This is a genomic window from Streptomyces sp. NPDC093085 (assembly GCF_040683935.1).
GTDB lineage: Bacteria > Actinomycetota > Actinomycetes > Streptomycetales > Streptomycetaceae > Streptomyces.
This window is the reverse complement of the sequence record NZ_JBFBFB010000010.1, coordinates 97,519-124,044: the sequence shown is the minus strand read 5'-3', so window position 1 is coordinate 124,044 and position 26,526 is coordinate 97,519. Positions and strand designations below refer to the sequence as shown.

The 26,526-nt window shown below is 74.2% G+C and carries 19 protein-coding genes and 7 tRNA genes; 14 read left to right on the top strand and 12 right to left on the bottom strand.

Annotated elements, in window-relative coordinates:
* The first annotated feature begins 71 nt into the window (after positions 1-71).
* Both AB0O07_RS25295 and AB0O07_RS25290 read left to right on the top strand, forming a co-directional pair.
* Positions 72-2,288, top strand: coding sequence for an elongation factor G-like protein EF-G2 (locus AB0O07_RS25295; RefSeq protein ID WP_365637054.1), 2,217 nt, complete (start codon positions 72-74; stop codon positions 2,286-2,288).
* 208 nt (positions 2,289-2,496) lie between these two features.
* The gene (locus AB0O07_RS25290; RefSeq protein ID WP_365637052.1) at positions 2,497-4,152 is read left to right on the top strand and encodes a hypothetical protein; all 1,656 of its coding nucleotides are present in this window, start codon (positions 2,497-2,499) and stop codon (positions 4,150-4,152) included.
* Positions 4,153-4,243: 91 nt separating this feature from the next.
* Here the strand turns inward: AB0O07_RS25290 and AB0O07_RS25285 are convergent, their stop codons facing one another.
* Entirely contained in the window at positions 4,244-4,813 is a 570-nt protein-coding gene (locus tag AB0O07_RS25285; protein ID WP_365637050.1) for an HIT domain-containing protein, read from the bottom strand.
* Positions 4,814-4,879: 66 nt separating this feature from the next.
* Between AB0O07_RS25285 and AB0O07_RS25280 the strand changes: the two genes are divergently transcribed.
* Positions 4,880-5,563, top strand: a complete 684-nt coding sequence (locus AB0O07_RS25280; RefSeq protein WP_365637047.1) for a potassium channel family protein — start codon at positions 4,880-4,882, stop codon at positions 5,561-5,563.
* A 36-nt stretch (positions 5,564-5,599) separates the two neighbouring features.
* On the opposite strand, the gene thrS is transcribed toward AB0O07_RS25280, so the two are convergent.
* Complete coding sequence (thrS, locus tag AB0O07_RS25275; protein ID WP_365637044.1) at positions 5,600-7,576, bottom strand: threonine--tRNA ligase; 1,977 nt, start codon at positions 7,574-7,576, stop codon at positions 5,600-5,602.
* A 257-nt stretch (positions 7,577-7,833) separates the two neighbouring features.
* Here thrS and AB0O07_RS25270 point away from each other — a divergent pair, with 257 nt between their 5' ends.
* Positions 7,834-8,640, top strand: coding sequence for a 3'-5' exonuclease (locus AB0O07_RS25270; RefSeq protein WP_365637042.1), 807 nt, complete (start codon positions 7,834-7,836; stop codon positions 8,638-8,640).
* A gap of 71 nt (positions 8,641-8,711) precedes the next feature.
* Here the strand turns inward: AB0O07_RS25270 and AB0O07_RS25265 are convergent.
* Positions 8,712-8,783: transfer RNA gene (locus AB0O07_RS25265), tRNA-Val, on the bottom strand.
* Positions 8,784-8,905: 122 nt separating this feature from the next.
* Here AB0O07_RS25265 and AB0O07_RS25260 point away from each other — a divergent pair.
* Positions 8,906-11,479 carry a hypothetical protein gene (locus AB0O07_RS25260; RefSeq protein WP_365637041.1) on the top strand — a complete coding sequence of 858 codons (2,574 nt, stop codon included), beginning with the start codon at positions 8,906-8,908 and terminating at the stop codon, positions 11,477-11,479.
* A 73-nt stretch (positions 11,480-11,552) separates the two neighbouring features.
* Here the strand turns inward: AB0O07_RS25260 and AB0O07_RS25255 are convergent.
* Positions 11,553-11,624 (bottom strand) — tRNA-Val (locus tag AB0O07_RS25255).
* 299 nt (positions 11,625-11,923) lie between these two features.
* On the opposite strand from AB0O07_RS25255, the gene AB0O07_RS25250 reads away from it, so the two are divergent.
* Complete coding sequence (locus AB0O07_RS25250) at positions 11,924-12,337, top strand: SsgA family sporulation/cell division regulator (protein ID WP_003959770.1); 414 nt, start codon at positions 11,924-11,926, stop codon at positions 12,335-12,337.
* 223 nt (positions 12,338-12,560) lie between these two features.
* Positions 12,561-13,130, top strand: coding sequence for a CGNR zinc finger domain-containing protein (locus tag AB0O07_RS25245; RefSeq protein WP_365637039.1), 570 nt, complete (start codon positions 12,561-12,563; stop codon positions 13,128-13,130).
* 3 nt (positions 13,131-13,133) lie between these two features.
* Here AB0O07_RS25245 and AB0O07_RS25240 read toward each other — a convergent pair whose 3' ends face one another.
* Together AB0O07_RS25240 and AB0O07_RS25235 are read right to left on the bottom strand one after the other, a co-directional pair.
* Complete coding sequence (locus tag AB0O07_RS25240; protein ID WP_329821645.1) at positions 13,134-13,286, bottom strand: hypothetical protein; 153 nt, start codon at positions 13,284-13,286, stop codon at positions 13,134-13,136.
* A gap of 181 nt (positions 13,287-13,467) precedes the next feature.
* Entirely contained in the window at positions 13,468-13,911 is a 444-nt protein-coding gene (locus tag AB0O07_RS25235) for a hypothetical protein (RefSeq protein ID WP_365637037.1), read from the bottom strand.
* A 149-nt stretch (positions 13,912-14,060) separates the two neighbouring features.
* Between AB0O07_RS25235 and AB0O07_RS25230 the strand changes: the two genes are divergently transcribed.
* Positions 14,061-14,582, top strand: a complete 522-nt coding sequence (locus AB0O07_RS25230; RefSeq protein ID WP_365637035.1) for a DsbA family protein — start codon at positions 14,061-14,063, stop codon at positions 14,580-14,582.
* Positions 14,583-14,632: 50 nt separating this feature from the next.
* Here the strand turns inward: AB0O07_RS25230 and AB0O07_RS25225 are convergent, their stop codons facing one another.
* Complete coding sequence (locus AB0O07_RS25225) at positions 14,633-15,490, bottom strand: GNAT family N-acetyltransferase (RefSeq protein WP_365637033.1); 858 nt, start codon at positions 15,488-15,490, stop codon at positions 14,633-14,635.
* Positions 15,491-15,696: 206 nt separating this feature from the next.
* On the opposite strand from AB0O07_RS25225, the gene AB0O07_RS25220 reads away from it, so the two are divergent.
* The 5 genes from AB0O07_RS25220 to AB0O07_RS25200 all read left to right on the top strand — a co-directional run bounded on the left by AB0O07_RS25220 (position 15,697) and on the right by AB0O07_RS25200 (position 16,147).
* Positions 15,697-15,769 (top strand) — tRNA-Gly (locus AB0O07_RS25220).
* A 35-nt stretch (positions 15,770-15,804) separates the two neighbouring features.
* Positions 15,805-15,878 (top strand) — tRNA-Cys (locus tag AB0O07_RS25215).
* A gap of 1 nt (position 15,879) precedes the next feature.
* Positions 15,880-15,951, top strand: a tRNA-Val gene (locus AB0O07_RS25210).
* 27 nt (positions 15,952-15,978) lie between these two features.
* Positions 15,979-16,050 (top strand) — tRNA-Val (locus tag AB0O07_RS25205).
* A 25-nt stretch (positions 16,051-16,075) separates the two neighbouring features.
* Positions 16,076-16,147, top strand: a tRNA-Val gene (locus AB0O07_RS25200).
* A 225-nt stretch (positions 16,148-16,372) separates the two neighbouring features.
* On the opposite strand, the gene AB0O07_RS25195 is transcribed toward AB0O07_RS25200, so the two are convergent.
* The gene (locus AB0O07_RS25195; protein ID WP_365637032.1) at positions 16,373-16,579 is read right to left on the bottom strand and encodes a hypothetical protein; all 207 of its coding nucleotides are present in this window, start codon (positions 16,577-16,579) and stop codon (positions 16,373-16,375) included.
* 539 nt (positions 16,580-17,118) lie between these two features.
* Here AB0O07_RS25195 and AB0O07_RS25190 point away from each other — a divergent pair.
* Entirely contained in the window at positions 17,119-18,372 is a 1,254-nt protein-coding gene (locus AB0O07_RS25190; RefSeq protein WP_365637313.1) for a serine/threonine-protein kinase, read from the top strand.
* Positions 18,373-18,394: 22 nt separating this feature from the next.
* Here the strand turns inward: AB0O07_RS25190 and AB0O07_RS25185 are convergent, their stop codons facing one another.
* The 4 genes from AB0O07_RS25185 to cbiE form a co-directional block, all read right to left on the bottom strand.
* Positions 18,395-19,213 (bottom strand): RNA methyltransferase, encoded by an 819-nt coding sequence (locus AB0O07_RS25185; RefSeq protein WP_365637030.1) that lies wholly within the window; start codon positions 19,211-19,213, stop codon positions 18,395-18,397.
* A 94-nt stretch (positions 19,214-19,307) separates the two neighbouring features.
* Entirely contained in the window at positions 19,308-20,537 is a 1,230-nt protein-coding gene (gene cobA, locus AB0O07_RS25180; RefSeq protein ID WP_365637027.1) for a uroporphyrinogen-III C-methyltransferase, read from the bottom strand.
* A gap of 455 nt (positions 20,538-20,992) precedes the next feature.
* The gene (gene cobT, locus AB0O07_RS25175) at positions 20,993-24,943 is read right to left on the bottom strand and encodes a nicotinate-nucleotide--dimethylbenzimidazole phosphoribosyltransferase (RefSeq protein WP_365637025.1); all 3,951 of its coding nucleotides are present in this window, start codon (positions 24,941-24,943) and stop codon (positions 20,993-20,995) included.
* A gap of 348 nt (positions 24,944-25,291) precedes the next feature.
* Entirely contained in the window at positions 25,292-26,512 is a 1,221-nt protein-coding gene (gene cbiE / locus AB0O07_RS25170) for a precorrin-6y C5,15-methyltransferase (decarboxylating) subunit CbiE (protein WP_365637023.1), read from the bottom strand.
* Between the last annotated feature and the right edge of the window lie 14 nt (positions 26,513-26,526).

The window sequence follows — 26,526 nt, the reverse complement described above, 5'->3', positions numbered from 1 at the left end:
GGCCCGCCTCTCCTCCAGCCCGCACCGACCCACTCGGTGGAATCGGTCGAATCGATCGGGAGGCAGCAGTCATGGGTGACAGGACAGAGACACCGGCCGGGGCCGCCGGAAGGGCGCCGGCGGCCCGCCGGCCCGCGTCCGTACGGAACGTGGTGCTGGTGGGCCACAGCGGCTCGGGGAAGACCACCCTCGTGGAGGCCCTGGCGCTCGCCTCGGGGGCGGTGACCAGGGCGGGCCGGGTCGAGGACGGGGCGACGGTCTCCGACTACGACGAGATCGAACACCGCCAGCAGCGCTCCGTACAGCTCTCGCTCGTCCCGGTGGAGTGGGGCGGGTGCCGGATCAATCTGCTGGACACCCCCGGCTACGCGGATTTCGTCGGGGAGCTGAGGGCCGGTCTGCGCGCGGCGGACGCGGCCCTCTTCGTGCTGTCGGCGGCCCAGACGGCGCAGGAGGCGGCGGCCGTGGCGGGCGCGACCAGGAGCGTCTGGGAGGAGTGCGCGGCGGTCGGGATGCCGCGCGCCATCGTCATCACGCATCTCGACACGGCGCGGACCGGCTTCGACCAGATGACCCGGCTCTGCGCGGAGATCTTCGGCGGGGACGACCCGGACGCCGTGCTGCCGCTCCATCTGCCGGTGTACGGCGCGGAGGGCCCCGACGGGCACGCGCCGGCCACCGGGCTGACCGGGCTGCTCTCCCGGAAGCTCTTCGACTACTCGGCCGGGGAGCGGCGGGAGGGGCCGCCCGGGCCGGGGCGGCTGCCCGCGCTCGCCGAGGCCAGGAACCGGCTGATCGAGGGGATCATCGCGGAGAGCGAGGACGAGACCCTCATGGAGCGGTATCTGGGCGGCGAGGAGATCGACCTCAAGACGCTGATGGAGGACCTGGAGAAGGCGGTGACGCGCGGGGGCTTCCATCCGGTGCTGGCGGCGGCGCCCGCCCCGCCCGGCGCCCGGCAGGGGCTGGGCACGGTGGAGCTGCTCGATCTGATCACCGGGGGCTTCCCCAGCCCGCTGGAGCGCCCGGCGCCCGAGGTGACCACGGTGCTGGGCGCGCCGCGCCCCGGGATCCGCTGCGATCCGGACGGGCCGCTCGTCGCCGAGGTGGTCAAGACCGCCTCCGACCCCTACGTGGGCCGGATCTCCCTGGTCCGGGTCTTCTCGGGGACGCTCCGTCCCGACGAGACGGTCCATGTCTCCGGGCACGGGCTCACCGACCGGGGCCATGAGGACCATGACGTGGAGAAGCGGATCGGCTCGCTCTCCTCGCCGTTCGGCAAGCGGCAGCGGGTGGTGCCGGAGTGTGTGGCGGGCGATCTGGCCTGCGTGGGGAAGCTCTCCCGGGCGGAGACCGGGGACACGCTCTCGGCGAAGGACGACCCGCTGTTGGTGGCGCCGTGGTCCATGCCGGACCCGCTGCTGCCGCTGGCGGTACGGGCGCACGGCAAGGCGGACGAGGACCGGCTCTCCCAGGGGCTCGCCCGGCTGGTGGCGGAGGACCCGACGATGCGGCTCGAACAGAACCCGGACACCCATCAGGTGGTGCTCTGGTGTCTGGGCGAGGCGCACCGGGAGGTGGCGCTGGACCGGCTGCGCGGCCGGTACGGGGTGCGGGTGGACGCCGTACCGTACCGGGTCGCCCTGCGCGAGACGTTCGGTACGGGCGCCTCCGGGCGGGGCCGGCATGTGAAGCAGTCGGGCGGGCACGGCCAGTTCGCGATCTGCGAGATCGCGGTGGAGCCGCTGCCGGCCGGGGCCGGGATCGAGTTCGTCGACGAGGTGGTGGGCGGGGCGGTCCCCCGGCAGTTCATCCCCTCGGTGGAGAAGGGGGTACGGGCGCAGGCGGCGCGCGGGGTCGCCGCGGGGCATCCGCTGGTCGATATCCGGGTGACGCTGCTGGACGGGAAGGCCCACTCGGTGGACTCCTCGGACGCGGCGTTCCAGACGGCGGGCGCGCTGGCGCTGCGGGAGGCGGCGGAGGGCGCGGCGATCCATCTGCTGGAGCCGGTCGCCGAGGTGACGGTGGTGGTTCCGGACGCGTATGTCGGCCCGGTGATGAGCGACCTGTCGGGGCGGCGCGGCCGGGTGGTCGGTACCGAACAGACGGGGGCGGGGCGGACGTTGGTGCGGGCCGAGGTGCCCGAGCTGGAGATCGGCCGGTACGCGGTGGATCTGCGCTCGCTCTCGCACGGCGCGGGCCGCTTCAGCCGTACGTACCTCCGCCATGAGCCGATGCCGCAAGCGGTGGCGGACCGTCAACTCGCGCGGGAGGAGGCCACCGTGTAGCGGGGGTCCGTCAGAGGATGTTGCCCGGTGGGTGGCTCCCTATGCCCATCGGGACGTGGTGTGACGCAGGTTGGCGAAAGACAGCCAGGCCCCATGACGCGGGCGGCACCGCACCGTTACGCTGAGGTGCCCAGCTCCAGCAGGTGTGCGGGGCGCGCGGGCCGACGGCAGGCCCCGGCAGCGTAATCCTTGCAGTGAGGGGGCGGCAGTGGCGGACGATGTGTTCGACTTCAGCCCGGGGGCGCAGGTTCCGCTCCAGGGCGCGGCGGCGGGTACGGCGGCGACGTTCGCGCTGGCCTCGGCGGCGTACCGGGACAGTCCGCTCGAAGAGATCAAGAAGGCCGACAACGACTGGCACAAGTCGACGGTCACCAAGGGCAAGTTCTCCCTCTTCGAGCCGAACATGGGCGAGGCGTTCGCGCGCGCGGTCCAGCTCAGAACGCTCGGTGGCGGCCGGGGTCCGATCATCCAGTCCTTCGGGATGGACCCGCAGTCCGTGGTCGAGCACAGCCTCGCCGCGATCCATATCCGCAAGGAGCGGGACAAGCGGCTCACGGCGATCACCGCTCTCTGCGGGCTGCTCTTCCTGCCCGGGCTGCTGATCTGGCTGGGTGTCTTCCAGCTCCGCCGCACGCTGGCGGGGGCGAAGGACCGGCGGGCCGGGGCGATCGGCTCGGCGGTGCTCGCGGGGGTCGCCGTGGTGGCGGTGGTCGTGCTGATCAAGCTGCCGCTGGACGGGGTGCTCAACTGGTATCTGCGGGCCATGCTGGTCGCCCCGGTGATCGGGTGGCTGCTGGCCAAGCGGATCTGCGAGTCGACCGCCAAGGATCTGCGGGAGCGCTGGCAGAGCCTGCTCTCGGGCGGCGGTATGGGCGCCAAGATCCCCGAGGCGGTGCCGGGGAACCCGGGCGACACCTCGCGGGAGGTGCTCCGCCAGGGGCTGGAGAGGCTGAGCGCCGAGCAGCGCTCCAACGTCGCCTTCTACGCGGGCCCCAAGGGGATACTCGGCATGGGCACCCGCTGGGGGAGCTGGCAGCTCGCCGAGGAGCTGGTCCCCAAGGAGGCCGGGCAGGAGATCCACCAGTTCCGCAGCTACGACGTGATACGGGCGATCCACGACCAGATGAAGCTGCTGGAGCGCGGCCCCCTCAACTCCGGTGGTTTCCCGACGCCTTCGGTCAAGCACTGGATCGTCTCCCCGGTGGGCGAGGGCGCCGGTTCGGTCTCCTGGCCTTCGGGCCCGGACATCGAGGGCTTCCAGTACAAGAGCCACGCGATACAGCAGATCTCCAACCACCAGCAGTTCGGCAGCGGCAACCGGCACTATCTGGGGGTGCAGTTCACCCTCTGGGAGAGCCAGTTGGTGATCACGATGATGATCTCGGTGACGGTGCTCTCCGAGACGCTCCGTATCGAGGTCTCCGGGTACGCGCTGGGCCCGGTGCACTCGCTGTTCTTCGCGAAGCCGTCGCCCAAGACCGTCTCGCGCCCGAAGACCGTCCGGTTCTGGGAGACCACCTCGCGGAATCTGCCGCTGGTGGAGCCGAAGGAGGTCGTACGGCTCGCGGTGCGCGCCCCGTTCACCTGGTACCCGCCGGTCCTGGACTTCCTGGGCGGCAAGCTCGCGCTGCCGGAGCCGTTCGGGATGCGGCACGCCTGGGCGGACCAGCCGTGGCGCCACCGCTTCATGGCGGACGACGCGATGCGCGCCGCGACCCCGGTGCTGCGGGCCGCGCACAACGCGGCGCTGCGGGTGCTGGACGAGCACGGGGTGGACACCGCGCGCTTCAGCAGCCGTTCGTCCTCGCTGATAGGCGCGGTGCAGGACCCGTCGCCGAGGAAGATCGACGCGTACGACGCGTGACGCGCCTGCGGTACGGCGCGCGGGGCGCCCCGGACGGATCCGGGGCGCCCCGCGCGCGTACGGCGGCTCATGTGTCCGCCGTACGGTGGGTTCAGGCGTCCGGGCCGGACGGCCAGGCGGCGGCGAGCATGGTCCGGGTGTCGGCGAGGAGCTGGGGCAGGACCCGGGTGTGGCCGACGATCGGCATGAAGTTGGTGTCGCCGCCCCAGCGCGGCACCACATGCTGGTGGAGGTGGGCGGCGATCCCGGCGCCGGCCGAGACCCCCTGGTTCATCCCGATGTTGAAGCCGTGCGCCCCGGAGGCGGTACGGAGCGCGGTCATCGCCCGCTGGGTGAGGAGCCCCAGTTCGGCGGTCTCCGCCTCGTCCAGCTCCGTGTAGTCGGCGACATGGCGGAAGGGGACGACCATCAGGTGGCCGCCGTTGTACGGGTAGAGGTTGAGCACCGCGTACACCCGCTCGCCGCGCGCGATGACCAGCCCGTCCTCGTCGGATTTGGACGGGATGGAGCAGAAGGGACAGCCGTCCTCGGCGCCCGGCCCGGTGGGCTTGTTCTCGCCCTGGATGTAGGCCATCCGATGGGGGGTCCACAGCCGCTGGAAGGCGTCCTGCGTCCCCACTCCGATCTGCTGCTCCGGCTCACTCGTCATGCTGTGCAGCATATGACTTCGGGCCGGTGGGGCGTGTCGCCGGTCCCGCGCCGGTACCTGTCCGGCGATGCTGGCCGGATGCGTCTCCGCACCGGACCCGACCGGCTGCGCGGCTGGGAGCAGCGTACGGAGCTGCCGCTGCTCGTGGCCTCGCTGCTCTACCTCGCCTGTTACGCGATCCGTGTCCTCGCGGGGGCCGCCCCGCTCTGGGCGGACTCCGCGCTCGTCCTGCTGGTGCTGATCTGGGCGGTCTTCGCCGCGGACTACGGCATCCGGCTGGTCCTCAGCGGCCAGGGCGCGCGTTTCGCACGGACGCACTGGCTGGACACCGTGGTGCTGGTGCTGCCCCTGCTCCGTCCGCTGCGGATCGTGAACACCTACGAGGCTCTCCAGCGGCGGCGCGCCCAGCCCCGGCTGAGCCTGCACGGGCGGGTGATGGCATACGCGGGGCTCACCTCGGTGCTGCTCACCCTGGCCACCTCGCTCGCCGTCTACCAGCAGGAACACGGGGCGCCCGGGGCCACGATCCGCACCTTCGGGGACTCCGTGTGGTGGGCCTGCTCGGCCATCACCACGGTCGGCTACGGCGATGTGACGCCGGTGACCCCGGTCGGCCGGCTCTTCGCGGTCTTCCTGATGGCCTGCGGCCTGGCGCTGCTGGGGGCGGTCACCGGGTCGTTCTCGTCCTGGCTGATCCAGGTGTTCGGCCGGGAGGACGACCGCGGGGCCCCGGAAGGGCGGAGGCCCCCGGAGGGCCGATGACTCCTCCGGGGGCCTCGTCGCGCGGCGGCGGGCTGGTCAGACCTGGACGCGGCGCTCCACCACGTCGAGGAGCTTCGCCAGCGCCTGGTCGCGCGGGACGCCGTTCTCCTGGGAGCCGTCGCGGTAGCGGAAGGAGACCGTGCCCGCGTTCATGTCCTCGTCGCCGACGAGGATCATGAAGGGGACCTTCAGCTTCTGGTGGTTCCTGATCTTCTTCTGCATCCGGTCGGAGGAGGCGTCCACCTCGACCCGCAGCCCCTTGGCCCGCGCCGCCTTCGCGAAGTCCTGGAGGTACTCGACATGCGCGTCGCCGATCGGGATGCCGACCGCCTGGACCGGCGCGAGCCAGACCGGGAAGGCGCCCGCGTAGTGCTCCAGCAGCACCGCGAAGAACCGCTCGATCGAGCCGAAGAGCGCCCGGTGGATCATGACGGGGCGCTGCTTGGAGCCGTCCGGGGCGGTGTACTCCAGGTCGAAGCGCTCCGGCAGGTTGAAGTCGAGCTGGACGGTCGACATCTGCCAGGTACGGCCGATGGCGTCGCGCGCCTGCACCGAGATCTTCGGGCCGTAGAACGCGGCGCCGCCCGGGTCGGGGACGAGCGGCAGCCCCTGCTTCTCGGCCACCTCGCGCAGGGTCTCGGTGGCCTCCTCCCACGCCTCGTCGGTGCCGACGAACTTCTCCGGGTCCTTGGTGGAGAGCTCCAGGTAGAAGTCGGTCAGCCCGTAGTCGCGGAGCAGGTTGAGGACGAAGGTGAGCGTGGAGTCCAGCTCGTCGGCCATCTGCTCGCGGGTGCAGTAGATGTGCGCGTCGTCCTGGGTGAAGCCGCGGGCCCGGGTCAGCCCGTGCACGACACCGGACTTCTCGTACCGGTACACGGTCCCGAACTCGAAGAGCCGCAGGGGCAGTTCACGGTAGGACCGGCCCCGGGCGTCGAAGATCAGGTTGTGCATGGGGCAGTTCATGGGCTTGAGGTAGTAGTCCACGCCCTCGTCGAGCTGCATGGGCGGGTACATGCCGTCGGCGTACCAGTCCAGGTGCCCGGACTTCTCGAAGAGCTTCCCCTTGGTGGCGTGGGGGGTGTAGACGAACTCGTACCCCTCCTCCTCGTGCCGGCGGCGCGAGTAGTCCTCCATGGCCCGGCGGATGATGCCGCCCTTGGGGTGGAAGACGGCGAGCCCGGAGCCGACCTCGTCGGGGAAGGAGAAGAGGTCCAGCTCGTTGCCGAGCCTGCGGTGGTCGCGCTTCTCGGCCTCGGCGAGGAACTCCAGGTGCGCCTTCAGCTCCTCCTTGGAGGGCCAGGCGGTGCCGTAGATCCGCTGGAGCATCGGGTTCTTCTCGCTGCCGCGCCAGTAGGCGGCGGCGTTGCGCATCAGCTTGAACGCCGGGATGTACCGGGTGGTCGGCAGGTGCGGGCCCCGGCAGAGGTCCTTCCAGCAGAGCTCGCCGGTCTTGGCGTCGAGGTTGTCGTAGATGGTCAGCTCGCCGCCGCCCACCTCGACATTCGCGCCGTCGTCGGTGGAGGCGGCGCCCTTGATGCCGATGAGTTCCAGCTTGTACGGCTCGCCCGCCAGCTCCTCGCGGGCGGCCTCGTCGGTGACGACGCGGCGCGCGAAGCGCTGTCCGCGCTTCTGGATCTCCTGCATCTTCTTCTCGATGGCCTTGAGGTCATCGGGGGTGAAGGGGGTCGCGACGTCGAAGTCGTAGTAGAAGCCGTCCTTGACCGGCGGGCCGATGCCGAGCTTGGCCTCGGGGTGCAGCTCCTGTACGGCCTGGGCCATGACATGCGCGGTGGAGTGGCGCAGGATGTCGAGGCCGTCCGGGGAGGAGATCTCGACGGGCTCGACGACCTCGCCGTCACCGACCGGGTACGCCAGGTCCTTCAGTTCGCCGCCGACCCGGGCGGCGACGACGGTGCGCTCGCCGGGGAAGAGGTCCGCCGCCGTAGTGCCCGTCGTCACCACGCGCTCTTCCCGCTCGGAATCGCGTTGGATGATCACACGGACGTCTGACACCGGTCTCTCCTGACTCGTGGGGTGCGCACCCTGCTCCCGGCGTGCGCACTGGGCATCGTACCGAGCCGGGCGGGCGGCCCGCGAAACGGTTTGTCCCGGACGGTGTTCGCCCGTCCCGGACGCCTCGTCCGTCACCGTGTGGCGAGGGCCGGACACGGGGCGTATCGAGCGACCTGTCCGGGTATGAGCGATTCGGGGGCGGTGGCGCCCGGTGGGCCGCCGCGTGCGGAGTTCGACAGGCTCGGGGAGTTGCGCGCATGACGTATTGGTACGAAGGGCCGCTGGCCGCGTTCGGGGCCGGGGCGACCGGGGCGGACGCGGAGCGGGACCGGATCGTCTCGGCCGCGCTGGTCGTGCAGGACACGACGGGGATACGGCCGAGGGTGCGGCGCTGGCTGATCGACCCGGGCGTCCCGGTGCCGCCGGAGGCCGGGGCGGCGCACGGGGTGACCGACGAGTTCCTGCACCGCAACGGGCGGTGGCCGGCGCCGGTGGTGGCGGAGATGGCGGGGGCGCTGGCCGAGCAGTTCGCGGCGGGGCGGCCCGTGGCCGTGATGAACGCGCCGTTCGCGCTGACACTCCTCGACCGGGAGTTGCGGCGCCACCGCGCCTCGTCCCTCGGCCACCGGCTGGCCAACGCGTCGCTGTGCGTGCTGGATCCGCTGGTCCTCGACCGCCATCTCGACCGGTACCGGAAGGGCCGGCGCGATCTCGGCGGGCTCTGCGCGCGGTACGCGGTGACGGCGGACGGGGTCGAGAGGATGGAAACGGTCGGGGACGGGTTCGGGGACCCGGACGGGGGGTTCGAAGCGCCGTCCGGTGGTCCCGCGCCGGCGGTGGCCGCGGAGGCGGCGCTGTCGGCGCTGGAGCTGGTCCGGGCGATCGGGCGCCGGTTCGCGACCCGGCTGGGGCGGCTGACGCCCCCGGAGCTCCACGCGTTGCAGACCGTCTGGCACGCGGCGCAGGCGCGCGGCCCCCAGGCGCGGTTCTGGCGGGGCGGCGGGGAGGACCCGGCGGACCCCGCGTGGCCGCTCCGTCCCGAACTCCCCGCCGCCGCTGCCTGACCGGGCGGCCGGACGGCCGGGCCCGGAACGCGCGAAGGCCGGTCCGCCATCGGCGGACCGGCCTCTCCCGGTGGGCGATACTGGGTTCGAACCAGTGACCTCTTCGGTGTGAACGAAGCGCTCTCCCACTGAGCTAATCGCCCGGGAACGACCTGAACCATACAGGCCCGTACGGCCTCCCTTCAAACCGGTTGGGCCCCGGCGCCCCGTATCTGAGTACGTGTGCTCATGACGGGCCCCGGCCTCCCCGGCCAGACTCCGTCGCATGACGAACGACCCACCACCAGCCGTCGAACTGGCCCGTATCGACCAGGAACTGACCTGGCTGGAGACGCGCAAGGGCCACCTGCTGACACGCCGCGCGCATCTGATGTCCGTGCTGGCCTCGGCGGGTCCCGCCCCGGCGCCCCGCCCGTACGGGCCCCCGGCACCGCGCCGGACGACGGAACCCTCGGCTCCGGGCGCGCGGAATGTGCTGCTCGCCCTCGGCGGTGTGCTGCTGACCGTCGCCGCGATCGCGTTCACCCTGGTGAGCTGGGGACATCTCGGGATCGGCGGCCGTACGACGGTGCTGAACCTCTTCACGCTGACCGCGCTGGCCGCCCCGGTGGTGCTGCTGCGCCGGAAGCTCGCCGCGACGGCCGAGGCCGTGGCCGCGTTCGCCCTGGTGCTGACGGTGCTCGACGCGTGCGCGCTGTATGTGCTGACCCGGCCCGAGGTCGACTGGCTCCGCTACACGGCGGTCGCCTGCGCCGTGCTGGCCGCGCTCTGGGCCGGGTACGGGGCGCTCCTGCGCGAGCTGCGCGGACCACTGCCCGTGGCGGTGGTGACCGCCCAACTCCCGCCGCTGATCTGGTGGTCGGCGACCGGCTCGGGCCCGCTGGGCGCGGGGTGGGCGCTGCTGGCGGCGGCGGTCGCGGACACCGCCCTCGTGCTCTGGCCGGCGGTGCGCAGGGACCGGTGGCGGTCCGCCCGGGCCACCCTGGTGCCGTGCGCGGCCACGACCGGCGGCCTGGCGCTCCTGCTGGGCTGCCTGGAGTCGGCGCGGGCGGGCACGGCCGCCGCGATGACCGGGCCCGCCGTCCTGCTGCTCGCGGTGGCGGCGCTGGGGCTGCTGGTGGCGTGGCGGGGGCCGGAGGGGGCGTTCGCCGCCGCTTCGGGGGCGGCGCTCGCCGCGGTGGCTGCGGTGGGCGGTCTGTTCCGTACCGCGGCGCCCGAGGGGTGGTCCGTGCCCGGCTATCTGTTCTGCGCCCTCGGGGTGCTGGCCGTGGTGGGGACGGGGCTGCCGCGCCCGGTGCGCCGGGGGGCCGGTGCGGTGGGCGGCGCGGTGGCCGCCCTCACCCTGGCGACGGCGTTCCCGGCGGTCGCGGTCGCGCTGCTCGGCGGGGCGGCCTGGACCGGGCGGATCTGGGCGGGCGCCCCGGACGGGACCTGGGCGGCGCTCGGGGTCACCCAGGTCCCCTGGCTCGGTACGGCACCGCTGGTGCTGGCGGTGAACGCCGGAGCCCTGGCGCTCGCGTACCGTGCGCTGCCCCGGCTCGCCGGGGACCTGGTGCCGGCCGCCGTCACCGGACGGCTCCGCACGGCGACGCTGCACGGCGCGGCCACGCTCGGCTGGGCCGCGCTCCTGGTCCAGCCCGTGGTGTGGGACCTCCCGTACGAGGCCGCGCTGGCGCTCCCCCTGGCCCTGACGGCGGCGGCGCTGGCCCGCGCGGTCCGGCCGGGCCGGGACGGGGCGTTCCCGGCCCTGGTCCTCGCCCTGGCGGGCACGGGGGCGGCCCCGGCCCCGGCCCTGGCGAGCCGCCCCGCGACGCTGGCGGTGTACGCGGTGCTGGCGGCGCTCTTCACGGCGGCGGCCGTGGCGGTACGAACGGCACCGGCCCCCGGCGGTGCGGCGGCAGAGGCGGAAGCGCCCGCCCCCGGTGCGGACGCGGCGCCGGAGGCGGAGGTTCCGGCGCCCGGTGCGGTGGATGCCGTCCCGGTACCCGGTGCCGGTGCCGGTGGGCACGCGGGGTCCGGGGAGCGGGTCCGGGCGCTGCTGGCGTGTCTCGCGGTCGGCTTCGTGACGGTGCTGGTGGTGGCCGGGTGTGCGGCGGCCGGGGTGTCCGCGACGGGGACGGCGCTCGCGGTGCTGGGGGTTCCGGCCGCCGTGGCGCTGCTCGCCGCGCGGCTGGGGCGGCACCCGGTGGCGGCGCCGCTGGAGGGCGCGGGCGCGGCGGCCGGGGTGCTCGCTGTGTGGTGCGCCGTGCGGGAGGCGCCGACGCTGGCGCTCGTGCTCGCGCTGGGCGGGGTGATCGCGGCGGGCACGGCGATCCGCCCGGAACGGCGCCGGGTGGCCGGGTACGCGGCGACGGCGCTCTTCACCCTGGCGACCTGGGTACGGCTCGGCGCGTCCGGGGTGAGCGTCCCGGAGGCGTACACGGTGCCGGTGACGGTGGCCGCGCTGGCGGTGGGCTTCCTGCGGCGGCGCCGCGACCCCGAGGCGTCGTCGTGGCCGGCGTACGGTCCCGGCCTGGCGGCGACGCTGCTGCCGAGTCTCGTCGCGGCCTGGGGGGACACCGGCTGGACGCGCCCGCTGCTGCTGGGGGCGGCCGCGCTGGCGGTGACGCTGGCCGGGGCCCGGTGGCGGCTCCAGGCGCCGCTGCTGCTGGGCGGGGCGGTGCTGGCGCTGGACGCGCTGCACGAGTTGGCGCCGTATGTGGTGCAGGTGATGGGCGCGCTGCCGCGCTGGCTGCCGCCGGCTCTGGCGGGGCTGCTGCTCCTGGCGGTGGGGGCGACGTACGAGCAGCGGCTGCGCGACGCCCGCAGGGTGCGCGGGAGTCTGCGCCGGATGCGCTGAGCCGGACCCGTACGGGGCGGGAAAAGACCGAGGTCCCGACGGCGTTTCCGGCGTCGGGACCTCGGTTCCGGGGTGGGCGATACTGGGTTCGAACCAGTGACCTCTTCGGTGTGAACGAAGCGCTCTCCCACTGAGCTAATCGCCCGGGTGCAGGGAGTACGTTACCCCATGTCAGGGCCGCCCCCCGACGCGTCGTCGGCCGGGCGTCACCCGCGCGCCTCCCGCCGGCCCGCTCCGTGACGCTCCGCGGTCGTGGATCCGTACGTACCGGAATCGCCCGGTTCACCGGATTGGCGGTATGACTCGAAGTAGCACACCGCCGTACGAGCTACCCGAAGGATCACAAAACAGACAGAGGGGTTTACAACGGCACCGTAGGTGGCATGTCGATTTCGCCGACGTGCGAATCCCCGAGCGCACACTGAGCGAAAGGCCCTGGCGCTTATGAACACCACGGTCAGCTGCGAGCTGCACCTGCGCCTCGTTGTATCGAGCGAGTCCTCACTGCCTGTACCCGCGGGCCTGCGGTATGACACGGCCGATCCCTATGCCGTGCATGCCACCTTCCACACCGGAGCCGAGGAGACGGTCGAGTGGGTGTTCGCCCGCGACCTTCTCGCCGAGGGGCTGCACCGGCCCACCGGCACCGGCGACGTCCGCGTCTGGCCGTCCCGCAGCCACGGTCAGGGCGTCGTCTGCATCGCGCTCAGCTCCCCGGAGGGCGAAGCCCTCCTGGAAGCCCCGGCGCGGGCCCTGGAGTCGTTCCTCAAGCGGACCGACGCCGCGGTGCCGCCCGGCACCGAGCACCGCCACTTCGACCTCGACACGGAGCTTTCCCACATCCTGGCCGAGAGCTGAGCCAGGGCACGGGCCGCCCGCCGCCGTCCCACTCGGGGAGACGGCGCCGGGCGGACAACCGCACAAGGGCAGGGAGACCGGCGCCGGCGCCGCGGACCACCGCGGCGGCGGCGCCGGTCCCGTACGCGCCGGGCCCCGCGTCGGCGCCGTCCGGGGCCCGGACCGTCTAAAGTCGTCCGGGTTCGGCGGGCACGAGCCCGCGCGGCAGGCCAGGGAGCGGACCGTGCTGATTCCACACGACACCCGGATCGCCCTCGACACCGTCGTCGATCTGGTGAACACCGCGCCGGAGGCCGACACGGGCGAGGACGCGGCGGACGGGCTCGCGGACGTCGAGGCGCTCTACGACTTCGCCCGGCGCCACCGGGTCAGCGGCGTCGGCGCGCTGGGCGAGCGCGACCTGCGGGCCGTACGGGAGGTGCGGACCCGCTTCACGGAGGTGTTCGCGACGCCGGACGCCCGGACGGCCGCCGCGCTGATCAACCAGCTCGTGGCCGCCGCGGGGACGACGCCGCAGCTCACCGACCACGACGGCTACGACTGGCACGTGCACTACTTCGCGCCCGGCGCCTCCGTCGCCGACCATCTCGCCGCCGACTGCGGCATGGCGCTGGCCTTCATGGTCGTCGCGGGCGAGCACGACCGGCTGCGCCGCTGCGAGGCGCCGGACTGCCGGCGCGCCTTCGTCGACCTCTCGCGCAACCGGTCCCGGCGCTACTGCGACAGCCGTACGTGCGGAAACCGGCTCCATGTGGCCGCGTACCGGGCACGCCGCAAGGAAGCGGCCGGCTGAGCCTCACAGCAGGAACAGATCGTGCACCGCCGCCATCAGCAGCAGCGCGCCGATCACCGTCAGGAAGATCATCAGCGGTGGTTGGGAGAGCGCGAACAGACAGCCGCGCGGTTCTTCGGTGGGGGCGGGGTTCTCTCCCCGTGAGCTATCGAGCATCTCGGGGTGATCATGACGCACCGTGAACCCGGCCGATGACCAATACGCTTGATCGGCCCGGGAGTTCATCATATTCCGTGGAAAAAAGCCCGGAATGACCACGGGATCCGCGCGCACCTGTCATGCTGCCGGGCTCACCGTACGGAGTCGGAGCGTGAGCGCTCCGTGCTCCCCGCCGGGGTCAGATGCCGTGCTTCTTGAGGATCGCCTCGATGTCGCTGAAGTCCTCGCCCGCGCCGGCCTGCGGCGTGGACCTGGCCGGGGCCGGGGTCCTGGCGCCTGCGCCCAGGGAGGGCGCGGAGGCGGCCGGCTCGACCGCCTGGCCCCGGCCCGCGCGCTCGGCCGCCCTGCGCTCCTTGCGCGTACCCCCGGTACGCCGCTCCACCATGCGGGTCGTCAGGAAGAGCAGCCACGCGAGGCCGAGCACGCCGAAGCCCACCCAGGCGACCGGGCTGAAGGCCGTGCTCGCGGCCCACTTCACGGCGCCCACCATGACCAGGCCGACCGGCACCAGCGCGTACGCGGCGATCCGCGTCGCCGCGAGGAACCGCTTGCGGTACGCCGTGATCATGGCGACGCCCAGCCCCGCCGCTGACACCGCGGAGCAAATGGTCTCGGCAATCATCGGGGTCCTCCAGGCATAGCGCGTCAACGGCCGAAAACGTCTCCTCTCCATCCTGCACCGTGGCCCCTGCCCCGGGCCACGGTGCGGGGCCCCCGGGGGCGGATCTGGGGGAGATCTCAGGGACGGACTCCTCCTGGAAGACTGGCCCCATGAACGACTCCACCGACCCGCGCCCCGTCGTCCTCGACCTCTGGTGCGAACTCCAGTGCCCCGACTGCCACCGTGCCCTCGCGGACGTCCACGCGCTGCGCGCCCGCTACGGCGACCGGCTGGAGGTACGGCTGCGCCACTTCCCGCTGGAGAAGCACCGGCACGCGTACGCCGCCGCCCAGGCCGCCGAGGAGGCCTGGGCGCAGGGCGACGCCTGGGCCTATGTGGAGGCGGTGCTGGCCGGGACCGCGGAGCTGACGGAGCGGGGCGAGCGGTTCCTGCTCCAGGTGGCGCGCGAACAGGGCCTGGACGCCGAGGAGTTCGACACCGCCCTGATCGACGGCCGCCATCTGCTGACGGTCGACGCCGACCAGGCCGAGGGCAAGGCGATCGGGGTGACGGGGACGCCCACGTATGTCATCGGCGGGGAGCGGCTGGACGGCGGCCGGAGCCAGGAGGGGCTGCGCGGGCGCATCGAGGCGATCGCCGACCGGCTGCTGGCCGGCCACTCCCCCGCCTGAGCCCCGGGTGCGGCGCCGGGCGGGGCCCCAGGTGGGGCCCCGGGCGGGGGTCAGAGCAGCGGGCGGACGTAGTTGCGCTGGGTGACGCGGTAGCCGACCGCGTCGTAGAGCCGGACCGCCGGGGTGTTGTCGGCGAAGACGTGCAGGCCGAGCAGGGTGTGGCCGTCCCGGTCCGCGATCTGCTCGGCCAGCGTCATCAGGGCGCGGCCGTGGCCCCGGCCGCGCGCCTCCTCGACGACCGCCACGTCGTACACGTAGGCGCCGGGCCTGCCGGGGGTCACCTCGCGGGGCGCCACCCAGACATGGCCGACGACGGTGCCCTCGTGGAGGACGACGGCGAAGGTGGTCCCCGGGGTGGCGAGCCCCTGGGGCAGGTTCTCGCGGTGGCTCTGCTCCATCTTGGCCCGGGCCTGGTCGGCCGGGACGCCCCGGTCGGTCCAGGTCCGTACATACGCGAGGATGTCGTGCGCGCGCCACTCCTCGAACTCGGCCCCGGTCATGGGGCGGCTGACGCGGCCCCCGGGGAGTTCGGCGTATCCCCCGGACTCCGTCCGCTCCGGGGCGACGTCCTTCGCCATGTTGAGGCTGCGTTCGGTGTACCCCAGGCTCTCCATCAGATGGCGGGCGGCCTCCGCCCCGTCCGGTACGAACACCTGTGAGCGGTCGCACCCCCAGCCGCGCAGCACCTCCTCGGCGGCGAGCACGGCGACGGTGGCCCTGCCCCTGCGGCGGTCGGGCTCGTCGATCCGCAGGGCGTCGACGATGCCCGCCCGGTGGTCGAAGCCGGGGTCGGTGGCGACCTCGACGGCGCCCACGGGGCGGCCGTTCACACAGATCTCGTAGGAGCGTGCCTTCGTGCCGTCGCCGGCCTGCTGAAGCGGTCCCGTGGGCCGCAGGGTGGTGGTCATCAGGGGAGTTCTACCCGGGGTCCGGCGGGCACGCCACCTCTTTCCGCGGGCGGCCGGGGCGTCCCGGCGGCGGGTTCGCGGCGCCCGGCCGAACGCGCGGCGAACGCACCGCGTCACGCTGCGGAAACGCGTTTTTGTACTGGCCCCGGAATCCGCTAGAGTTCAACACGTCGCCGGGCCGCACAGGAGGGCCCGGGAAACGGCACGCGGACGTAGCTCAGTTGGTAGAGCGCAACCTTGCCAAGGTTGAGGTCGCCAGTTCGAACCTGGTCGTCCGCTCGATGGTGGGGGTCTCCCGAGGCCCCCACACTCCTGGTGGAGTGGCCGAGAGGCGAGGCAACGGCCTGCAAAGCCGTCTACACGGGTTCAAATCCCGTCTCCACCTCCAAGGACGATTAGCTCAGCGGGAGAGCGCTTCCCTGACACGGAAGAGGTCACTGGTTCAATCCCAGTATCGTCCACTGGATCTGGTTCCCTCCGGATTCCCCGCGCGATTAGCTCAGCGGGAGAGCGCTTCCCTGACACGGAAGAGGTCACTGGTTCAATCCCAGTATCGCGCACGCAGTAGGCAGTACCCCGTCACTGGCGCGATTAGCTCAGCGGGAGAGCGCTTCCCTGACACGGAAGAGGTCACTGGTTCAATCCCAGTATCGCGCACGGGATCCATCCGAAGCCCCGGCCGTCTCGACGGCCGGGGCTTCGGCGTGTGCGTCACAGTGGTGCAGAGCACCGAAGGCCGCGGGAAGGGCCCCGGACATCGCGATGGCCGGTCGGCTCCCCAGCCGACCGGCCCACCGCTGCCGTCCGCCGCACCCCCGTCCCCACGGGGTTGTTGGCCGGATGTCCCCGACCCGGGCCGCTCTCCCGGGTCCGGGGCGCCGCTCAGCGCCCCAGCATCACGCCCACGGACGACGCCTGTGTGACCACTGCTTCCCAGCCGCCGAAGACGACGACCAGCAGGGCCGCCAGGGGAAGGACCATGGCCGTCGCCACCAGGGGGTGGCGGGTGCCGGAACGGCGCGGGGCGAACGCGTCGTACGCCTTGCGTCCCTGCGCGCGGAGCATCTCCCGCGCCGCCGTGTCCGCCATGGTCCTTCTCCTGTCACGAATGGACGGCGGCGAGTGTCCGACCTCGGGGGACGAGTTCCGCACCCGCCGCTCGATTCAAAGATTAGGGACATCTGGACGCCGGGTCGTCATGCCCGCGTACCGGCTTGCGGGCCTCCCGGAGGATGAGCCGGGGGCCTGCCGCGTACTCCCCTGGGTGGAGAGCCCCCGCCGGAAGGTGGGGTCTTCCCGGAGGGGACGGCTCCGGGGTGCCGGATCCGGGGCAGGTGGGAGGCGTGGACCGGGGTGCGGTGATCCACTTCTGGTGACATCTCTCACGTGCCGAACCCTCGACAGGACGACGCCGCCGTGCGTACATCCGTTCGCCCCAACACCCTTTCCGCGCACGACCTTTGGGATCTTCCCCGGCGGGCCGGAAGGGCCGCTTCCGGCACTGACCTTTCTTCAATTTTCCGGCTCCGCGCGGACAATCGGTCGGTGCGCGAGGGCGCGGCCTATGAGCGCCGCCGGGCCCGGGTACGTAAGCTGTGCCACGTCACACGGACGACCGGGCAGCGGGGATGGACATGGCGATGATGCGGCTCCGGCGCGAGGACCCGCGTGTCGTCGGTTCGTTCAGACTCCACCGGCGGCTCGGGGCGGGCGGGATGGGCGTCGTCTATCTCGGCTCCGACCGGCGCGGCCAGCGGGTGGCGCTGAAGGTGATCCGGCCCGATCTCGCGGAGGACCAGGAGTTCCGGTCGCGGTTCGCCCGTGAGGTCTCCGCGGCGCGGCGGATCCGGGGCGGCTGCACGGCCCGGCTGGTCGCCGCGGATCTGGACGCGGACCGTCCGTGGTTCGCCACCCAGTACGTACCGGGTCCTTCGCTGCACGACCGGGTCAACGAGGAGGGGCCGCTGCCGGCGGCCGAGGTGGCGTCGGTGGGCGCGGCGCTCTCGGAGGGGCTGGTCGCGGTCCACGAGGCCGGGGTGGTGCACCGGGATCTGAAGCCGTCGAACATCCTGCTCTCCCCGAAGGGCCCCCGCATCATCGACTTCGGGATCGCCTGGGCGACCGGCGCCTCCACCCTGACCCATGTCGGGACGGCGGTCGGCTCCCCCGGTTTCCTCGCGCCGGAGCAGGTGCGGGGCGCGGCGGTGACCCCGGCGACGGATGTCTTCTCGCTGGGCGCGACGCTGGCGTACGCGGCGACCGCCGACTCGCCGTTCGGCCATGGCAGCTCCGAGGTGATGCTGTACCGGGTGGTCCACGAGGAGGCGCAGCTCCACGGGGTGCCGGACGCGCTGGCGCCGCTGGTTCGGGCCTGTCTGGCGAAGGACCCGGAGGAGCGGCCCAGCACCCTCCAGCTCTCGATGCGGCTGAAGGAGATCGCCGCGCGGGAGGCGCAGGGGCTGATCGACAGCCGGCCGCCGGCCCACCGGCCGCGGGGCCATGAACCGGCGACGGACGGGCTGACGGAGCGGTACACGGAGCGCGAGGCGGTACGCGGCCGGCTCGGCACGGCCCCGGACGGCCCGGGTCCGCGTCCGGGCCCCGGCCGGACCGGGGGTGCCGGATCCGCCCGTACCGGCGGCGCTTCCGGCCGTACCGGCCCCTCCGGTCGTACGGGCTCCACCCGGCCGCCCCGGCCCCGGGACCCGTCGCGCGAGCCGTCCAGGGGGGCGTCCCGTACCGGGGGGCGTCCGGCGCCGGGGACCCGGACGAAGTCCCGGCTGCGCCCGGCGAATCCGCGGCTGCTGCGGCAGCGGCTGATCGTGTTCGTCGTCGTGACGCTGATCGTCGCGCTGGGGATCGCGGCGGCGCAGCAGCTCTGAGCGGCGCTCGGGTGGCGCGCGGTCAGTTCTCGGGGCGGCCCGTGGTGACCGCGTAGAAGGCGACCGCCGCCGCGGCGCCGACATTGAGCGAGTCCACACCGTGTGCCATCGGGATACGGACCCAGGTGTCGGCGGAGTCCAGCGCCCGCCGGGTGAGTCCGTCGCCCTCGGCGCCGAGCAGCAGCGCGACCCGCTCCATCCGGTGCGGGGCCGCGGCGTCCAGGGGGACGGCGCGCTCGTCCGGGGTGAGCGCGAGGACTCGGAACCCGGCGCTCCGTACCGTGTCCAGCGCGCGGGGCCAGCCGTCGAGGCGTGCGTACGGTACGGCGAACACGGCGCCCATCGACACCTTCACCGAGCGCCGGTAGAGCGGGTCGGCGCACTCCGGGGAGAGCAGGACGGCGTCCATGCCGAGCGCGGCGGCGCTGCGGAAGATCGCCCCGATGTTGGTGTGGTCGTTGACGGCCTCCATGACGGCGACGCGGCGGGCGGTGCGGAGCACGTCGGTGACGTCGGGGAGCGGCTTGCGGGCCATCGAGGCGAGGGCGCCCCGGTGCACGTGATAGCCGGTGACCCGCTCGGCCAGTTCGGGGCCGACGACGTAGACGGGGGCCCCGGCGCTGTCGATGACGTCGCGCAGGGGGTCGACCCACTTGGCGGAGAGCAGCAGGGAGCGCATGGCGTAGCCGGCCTGGCCGGCCCGGCGGATGACCTTCTCGCCCTCCGCGATGAAGAGCCCCTCGGCGGGCTCGCGGCGGCGGCGCAGCTCGACATCGGTGAGCCCGGTGTAGTCGTGCAGACGGGGGTCGTCGGGGTCGTCGACGGTGATGAGTTCGGCCACGGGTGGTACTGCCCTTGTCCTGGTCGGGGGTGGGGTGCGGGTCCGGGGTGCGGGGTGTGCGGGTCCGGGGTGCGCGCCGGGGAGGGTGGTCGGGTCAGCGGCCGTCGCCGAGGGCGACCACGTCGCCGATGACGATGACGGCGGGGGGCCGTACCTCCTCGGCGCGTACGACCTCCCCGACCGTGGCGAGGGTGGCGTCCACGCGCCGCTGGGCGGCGGTGGTGCCCTCCTGGACGAGGGCGACGGGGGTCTCCGGGGGCCTGCCGTGGGTGACGAGGGCCTGGGCGATGGCGCCGATCTTGTCGACGGCCATCAGCAGGACGAGCGTGCCGCGCAGCCGGGCGAGCGCGGCCCAGTCGACGAGGGAGCGTTCGTCGTCGGGTGCGACATGACCGCTGACCACGGTGAACTCGTGGGCGACACCGCGGTGGGTGACGGGGATCCCGGCGGCGCCCGGCACGCTGATGGAACTGGAGATGCCCGGGACGACGGTACACGGGATACCGGCGGCGGCGAGCGCGTGCGCCTCCTCCATGCCCCGGCCGAAGACGAACGGGTCGCCGCCCTTGAGGCGGACGACGGCCTTGCCCGCCTTGGCGTGTTCGATGAGGGCGGCGTTGATGGCCTCCTGGGCCATGAACCGGCCGTACGGGATCTTCGCGGCGTCGATCACCTCGACATGCGGGGGGAGTTCGGCCAGCAGGTCGCGCGGGCCGAGCCGGTCGGCGATGACGACATCCGCCTCGGCGAGGAGCCGGCGGCCCCGGACGGTGATCAGGTCGGGGTCGCCGGGGCCGCCGCCGACGAGGGCGACGCCGGGGGTGCGGGTACGGGTGCGGTGGTGCGGGGCGGCGAGGGTGCCTTCGCCGAGCCGTTCGACGATGGCGTCGCGTACGGCGGCGGAGCGGCGCGGGTCGCGCCCGGTGAGCACGGCGACGGTGACCCCCTCGCTCCGGCCGGTCGCGGGGGTCCAGGCGGTGGCCGCCTCGGCGTCGTCGCTCCGTACGCACCAGACGCGGGCGCGTTCGGCCTCGGCGGAGGCGGTGCGGTTGGCGTCGGGGTCGCTGGACGCGACGAGCGCGTACCAGGCGCCTTCGAGGTCGCCCTCCTGGTACGGGCGGCGCTCCCAGCGGATCTCGCCCGCGTCCGCCATGGCCTCGACGGAGGGCTTCGCCGCGGGCGATACCAGCACGATGTCGGCGCCCGCAGCGATGAGCGACGGCAGCCTGCGCTGCGCGACCTGGCCGCCCCCGACGACAACGACGCGCCGCCCGGAGAGACGGAGTCCGACGGGGTAGGCGGGGTGGTCGGCGTGCTGGGCCATGGGGACGGGGGCTCCTAGGGCGGCGGGACGGGAGAAGACGCTGATGGGGGTGGGGTTGGAGGTGCTGCTGGCAGGAGGCTCCAGCTTACGCGGCGGGGGGCTCGGGGCCCGGCGGGTGGGAGCGTAAGCGACGCCCGGAGCCCGGGGGCGCCCGGCAGGCGGGGGCGCCCGGCGCGGGGGTACGGAGGGTGCGGGGGGGGCGCTGTGGCGCCGGCTCAGCCCCTGGGTGGGAACGGCGTCGGGGACGGGGCGGAGTCGGGCTCCGGATGCCGGGGGCGGGACGTCCCGTGGGCGAGGGCGGAGGGCAGGCGGTGTCCGAGGGGGCGGGGCCTGGGTACGGGCGGACCCGGGTACGGGGTGGCTCTCCGGGGCGGGCCGCCCCGTACCCTCCGTACCCCCGTACCCGGCGGTGCGGGAAGGCGAGGGCCGGGGAGGGGGGAGGGGCGGGCCCGGGGCTACTTCTCTGTCACTCCCGCCGAGTCGAAGGTCGCCACCTCGTGCATGGCCCGGGCCGCGCTCTGGATGACCGGGAGGGCCAGGAGGGCGCCGGTGCCCTCGCCCAGGCGGAGGTCCAGGTCGACCAGGGGGCGCAGGCCCAGTTTGTTCAGGGCGGCCACGTGGCCCGGTTCCGCGCTGCGGTGGCCCGCGATGCAGGCGGCCAGGGCCTCCGGGGCGATCGCGCGGGCGACCAGGGCGGCGGCGCCCGCGCTGACTCCGTCCAGGATGACCGGCGTACGGAGCGAAGCGCCGCCCAGCAGGAAGCCGACCAGGGCCGCGTGTTCCAGGCCGCCCACCGCGGCGAGGACGCCGATGGGGTCGGCCGGGTCGGGCTGGTGGAGGTCGAGGGCGCGGCGGACCACGTCGACCTTGCGGGCGTGTGTCTCGTCGTTGATGCCGGTGCCCCTGCCGGTGATCTCGGCCGGGTCCTGGCCGGTGTAGACGCAGATCAGCGCGGCGGACACGGTGGTGTTGGCGATGCCCATCTCACCGGTGAGCAGCCCCTTGTTGCCCGCCGCCACCAGGTCGCGGGCCGTCTCGATGCCCACCTCGATCGCCGCGAGGACTTCCTCGCGGCTCAGCGCCGGGCCCGCGGTGAAGTCGGCCGTACCGGCGCGGACCTTGCGGGGCAGCAGTCCGGGGGTGGCGGGGAGGTCGGCCGCCACGCCCACGTCCACCACACAGACCTCCGCGCCCACCTGGGTCGCGAAGGCGTTGCAGACCGCCCCTCCGGCCAGGAAGTTGGCGACCATCTGGCCGGTCACCTCCTGGGGCCACGGGGTGACCCCCTGGGCGTGCACCCCGTGGTCGCCGGCGAAGACTGCCACGGCGGCCGGTTCCGGGATCGGGGGCGGGCAGAGCCGGGAGAGGCCGCTGAGCTGCGCCGAGATGATCTCCAGCACCCCGAGGGCACCGTTCGGCTTCGTCATCCGTTTCTGGCGCTCCCACGCCTCCCCGAGCGCCTTCGCGTCGAGCGGACGGATCCCGGCGATGGTCTCCGAGAGCAGGTCGTGCGGGTCCTCGCCGGGCAGCGCGCGGCGGCCGTACGTCTCCTCGTGGACCACCCATGACAGCGGGCGCCGCTTGGACCAGCCGGCCTGGAGCAGTTCCGGCTCGGCGGGGAACTCGTCGACGTACCCGACACACAGGTAGGCGACGACTTCGAGGTGTTCGGGCAGGCCGAGCGCCCGTACCATCTCGCGCTCGTCGAAGAAGCTGACCCAGCCGACGCCCAGCCCCTCGGCGCGGGCCGCGAGCCAGAGGTTCTCGACCGCGAGCGCGGAGGAGTACGGGGCCATCTGCGGCTGGGTGTGCCGGCCGAGGGTGTGCCGGCCGCCCCGGGTCGGGTCGGCGGTGACGACGATGTTGACCGGGGTGTCGAGGATGGCCTCGATCTTCAGTTCCTTGAACTGCTTGGCCCGGCCCTTGGGCAGCGACTTGGCGTAGGCGTCGCGCTGCCGCTCCGCCAGTTCGTGCATGGCGCGCCGGGTCTCGGCGGAGCGGATGACGACGAAGTCCCAGGGCTGCGAGTGGCCGACGCTGGGCGCGGTGTGCGCGGCCTCCAGAACGCGGAGGAGGACCTCGTTCGGGATGGGGTCGGCGCGGAAGCCGTTGCGGATGTCGCGGCGTTCGCGCATCACCCGGAGGACGGCGTCCCGCTCGGCGTCGTCGTAGCCGGAGGCGGCGGGGGGGAGTGGGGAGATCTCGGGGGCCTCGGGGGCTTCGGGGACCTCGGAGGTCTCGGGGGCTTCGATGGCTTCGGGGACTTCGGGGACTTCGGCAACCTCGGGGACTTCGGGGACCTCGGTGACTTCCTGGGGCTGAGGGACGCCTTGGGGGTCCTGGGCCTCGTGGAGTTCCTGGGGGTCCTCGTGGGTTTCCTGGGGGTCCTCGACGCGTGCCCGGGGTTGTTCGTCGCTGTCCTGAACTTGCTGGTCCTGCTGGTCCTGCTGGTGGAGGTCGGGGGCTGCCTCGGGGGCCGGCTCCGCGACCGCCGCCGCCATCGCGGGCTGCGGCTCGGCCTCGGGGACCGCCTCCTGCGGGGTCTCCTGGGCGGCGGGCTCGGGCTCGGGCGCCGGGTCCGCCACGGGGGCCGGGTCCGCCACGGGGGCCGGGGGCTCAGGGGTCGTCTCGGCGACCGGCTCGGGTTCGGGGGCAGGGGCCGGGGCCGGGAGTTCCTCGGCGGCCGGGGCGGGCTCGGGGGCAGGGGCCGGCTCAGTGGCGGGGGCCGACTCAGCGGCGGGGGCCTCCGCCACGGGTTCCGGTTCCGGTTCCGATACGGGTACGGGCGGGGCCACGGGCTCCGGCTCCGGCTCGGGTTCGAGGGCGACCGCGACCGGCTCGGCCACGGGCTCCGGTGCGGGCTCCGGTGCGGGCTCCGCCTGCGGGGCCGCCGGCTCCTCGGCCGCCGCCGCGACCGCCTCGGGCTCAGCGGCGGGCTGCTCGGGCTGCTGGACCTCCACGGGGGCCACCGGCTCCGGGGTCTCCGGGGCTTCCTGAGGCTCGGTCACCGCAACCGCTACCGGCTCCGGCTCCGGGACCGCTTCCGGTCCGGGGGGCGCTGCCGAGGGCTGCGGGGTCTCCTCCGCCACCGGTTCCGGGGTCGGTCCGGGGGTGGCGGGGGCCTCGGGGGCCACCGTCACGGGCTCCGGGACGGCCTCAGCGACCGCTTCCGCCACGGGCTCCGCCACCGCGACCGGCTCGGGGGCGGGGGCAGGCGCGGGGGCGGCGGGCTGCGCCGGCTCGGGGGCTACGGGCGGGGTCTGGGGGCGGGGGCGTACCCGTACCGCCTGCTTCGGGCGTCCCGCCGGGCCCCGGTCGGCCAGCGAGCGGACCACGCCGCCGGTCGGGTCGGGGAGCGGGGGACCCATGTGGAGCGGGCGGCGGGGCGGGGCCGAGGCGGTCGCGGTGGCCGGGGCGCGCGTGGCGGCCTGGGCGGGCGCGGGGCCCCGTACGCCGTTCGGCTCGACCGCGCCGGAGTCCCGGCCCCCGGTCTCGTGCGCGCCGGGCTGGTGCGGCACCTCCGGCACCTCCGGCGCCGGGGCGGGCTCCGTGCCGGGGGCCGCCGTTCCCGCCGTCTCGGCGGCGGGGACGGCGGTCTCCTGGACGGGCTGGACCGGCTGCTGGGCCGCCTCCGGTGCGGGCCGCTCCTCGGGCCCGGTCGGCGTGGCGGGAGCGGCGGGCGCGGGCGCCACGGGCTGCTCCGGCGCTTCCTGGGCCGCCTCCCCCGGGACGGCCGGCGCCGCCTCGGCCGGCACCTGGGCCACCTCCTGCGCCGCCACCTGGGCCTGCCCCTGCGGGGCCCCCGGGGCCGCGACGGGCGCCACGGCCACCGGGGCGGCAGCGGCCTCGGCGGCCGCCGGGATCTCGTACGGCTCGGGCGCCTGCGGCACGGCCTGGAGGTGGGGCACCGGCTCCGGCATCGGCGCCGGCTGTTCTATGGGGGGCGCCTGCTGGGGCACGGCGTGCGGGATCTGCTGGTGGACGGGGGGCTGCGGGGGCGCCGCGTACCCCTCCGGTACGGCGTACGCCTCGGGGGCGCCCGGGTACTGCTGGGCGGGGGCGGCGGCGTAGGCCCCGGAGGCCGGGTAGCTCTCGGGCGCTGCGGCGTAGGGGTCGGGCGCGGGGTACCCCTCGGGGACCCCGTACGCCTGCTGGGGGGCGGCGGCGTAGGCGTCGGAGACCGCGTACCCCTCCTGCGGCGCGTAGCCGGCGTGCGGGTCGGCGGGGACGACCTGGGGATCGCTCCACCCGCCCTGCGCGCTCGGCATCAGCAGTACTTCTTCCTCGGCGGCGGGCTGGGCGGGGTTCGGGTAGGCGTACGTGCCGGGGGCGGGGACGTTCGGCTGCTCCACCGTGCCCGCGCTCTCCGGCTGTCCCTCGACCGGGACCTGGCCGGTGTCCGTCATGCGTACCCCTCGCCCATGTGTTTCCGCTCCTTCGGCCCTGCGTCCGGGCGTCCGATCCGCGGCGGGTGTCCGGCGCCCGTCAGGAACAACGAGCGTGGGCGCCGCGCGGCACGAATCGGCCCGCGGCCTCCCCGTATGTCGCACGGCTCGGCGCGGGCTCGCACCACCGTGGCGAGGATCCGCCACGGCCTGCTGTGGACCGCGCCCCGTTGCGCGTCCCCCGGTTGTCGCTCTACCACATCAGGGCCCAAAACGGGCCCCTTTTCCGGACATTGACGAACGAAGCGACGAACGCCCGGCAGCGGTACAACGATCGGCCAGCCTACCTCGCGCCGGGTCCCGGCAGGGTCATGGACCGGGTTCCGGACGCCGTCCTGAGACGAGGAAGACAACGGCGCGGTCGCGCTCGGTCCAGGCCCCGGTGTCGAGTTCGACGGACTGGAGGAGGACGCACTCCACCTCATATCCCCCTGCCGCCAAGGCCGTTCCGACCGCCTCGGCCTCGTCGCGGGTGGCGGCGTGGGTGACGATGCGCTCGGGGCGGCGGTCGGCGCAGGCGGTGACGACATCGACACCGCCGCCCCCGATCCGTACGACATCCGGTTCCGGGAGCCGTTCCAGGACGTGCGGCGCGCGGCCCTGGACGACCTGGAGCTGGACGCCGGCCCGGCGGGCCGCGGCGGCCGTGCTGGCGCAGGCGCCGGGTTCGTCGTCCACGGCGATCACGGCGGCGCCGAACCGGGCCGCCTCGGCGGCGAGCGCGCCGCTGCCGGAGCCGATGTCCCAGATGAGGTCGCCGGTACGGGGGCCGATCCGGGCGAGCTGGGCGGCGCGCAGCCAGGTGGACTCGCCCTCGTCCAGGTTGATGCCGTACTCCTGGCCGGGGAGCGCCCAGCCCCGGTGCTCCGGCGGGTAGCCGGGGTCGCGGCCGGCGATCCAGCCGCCGGAGGGGGCCGGAGCGGTGCCGACGCCGCCCATGACGATCACGAGGTTGGGGTCGCGCCAGACGTGGTCGGCGGCCTTGTCGGAGGTGAGGACGGAGACCTGTTCGCGCTCGGTGCCCAGTTCCTCGCAGATGACGAAGGTGCGGTGGACGCCGTCGAGGAGCAGGGCGAGTTCGGCGGGTCCGGCGCCCGGTGAGGTGAGGACGGCGACCTTGGTGTGGGCGCGGATGACATTGACGGCGCGGCGCAGCGTACGGCGGTGGGCGACGACGATCTGGGCGTCGTCCCAGGCCATGCCGGCCCGGGAGAAGGCGGCGGCCACGGCGGATACCGCGGGGACGACCTCGACCTCCAGGCCGTGCTGGGGGGCGCGCAGGGTGCGCACGACGCCGAAGAAGCCGGGGTCGCCGTCGGCGAGGACGACGGCGGTGCCGCGGTGGCCGACGATCCTGCGGGCCGCCAGGTCGATGGAGCCGAGCCGCACCCGCTCGGCGCCCGGGGGCACTTCGGGGAGGGCGAGGTGGTGTGCGGAGCCGGCCACCAGGGTGGCGGCCGAGAGCGCGGACCTGGCGGCGGCGGTGAGGGGCGAGCCGTCCCAGCCGATCACCGTGACGCGGTCGGCCATCGTCGTCAGTCTCC

Coding starts and splice junctions, on each gene's coding strand:
- AB0O07_RS25295 (WP_365637054.1), top strand. CDS start 72: ATGGGTGACAGGACAGAGACACCGGCCGGGGCCGCCGGAAGGGCGCCG.
- AB0O07_RS25285 (WP_365637050.1), bottom strand. CDS start 4,813: ATGCTGCACAGCATGACGAGTGAGCCGGAGCAGCAGATCGGAGTGGGG.
- AB0O07_RS25280 (WP_365637047.1), top strand. CDS start 4,880: ATGCGTCTCCGCACCGGACCCGACCGGCTGCGCGGCTGGGAGCAGCGT.
- AB0O07_RS25270 (WP_365637042.1), top strand. CDS start 7,834: ATGACGTATTGGTACGAAGGGCCGCTGGCCGCGTTCGGGGCCGGGGCG.
- AB0O07_RS25260 (WP_365637041.1), top strand. CDS start 8,906: ATGACGAACGACCCACCACCAGCCGTCGAACTGGCCCGTATCGACCAG.
- AB0O07_RS25250 (WP_003959770.1), top strand. CDS start 11,924: ATGAACACCACGGTCAGCTGCGAGCTGCACCTGCGCCTCGTTGTATCG.
- AB0O07_RS25240 (WP_329821645.1), bottom strand. CDS start 13,286: ATGCTCGATAGCTCACGGGGAGAGAACCCCGCCCCCACCGAAGAACCG.
- AB0O07_RS25235 (WP_365637037.1), bottom strand. CDS start 13,911: ATGATTGCCGAGACCATTTGCTCCGCGGTGTCAGCGGCGGGGCTGGGC.
- AB0O07_RS25230 (WP_365637035.1), top strand. CDS start 14,061: ATGAACGACTCCACCGACCCGCGCCCCGTCGTCCTCGACCTCTGGTGC.
- AB0O07_RS25225 (WP_365637033.1), bottom strand. CDS start 15,490: ATGACCACCACCCTGCGGCCCACGGGACCGCTTCAGCAGGCCGGCGAC.
- AB0O07_RS25195 (WP_365637032.1), bottom strand. CDS start 16,579: ATGGCGGACACGGCGGCGCGGGAGATGCTCCGCGCGCAGGGACGCAAG.
- AB0O07_RS25190 (WP_365637313.1), top strand. CDS start 17,119: ATGGACATGGCGATGATGCGGCTCCGGCGCGAGGACCCGCGTGTCGTC.
- cobA (WP_365637027.1), bottom strand. CDS start 20,537: ATGGCCCAGCACGCCGACCACCCCGCCTACCCCGTCGGACTCCGTCTC.
- cobT (WP_365637025.1), bottom strand. CDS start 24,943: ATGACGGACACCGGCCAGGTCCCGGTCGAGGGACAGCCGGAGAGCGCG.
- cbiE (WP_365637023.1), bottom strand. CDS start 26,512: ATGGCCGACCGCGTCACGGTGATCGGCTGGGACGGCTCGCCCCTCACC.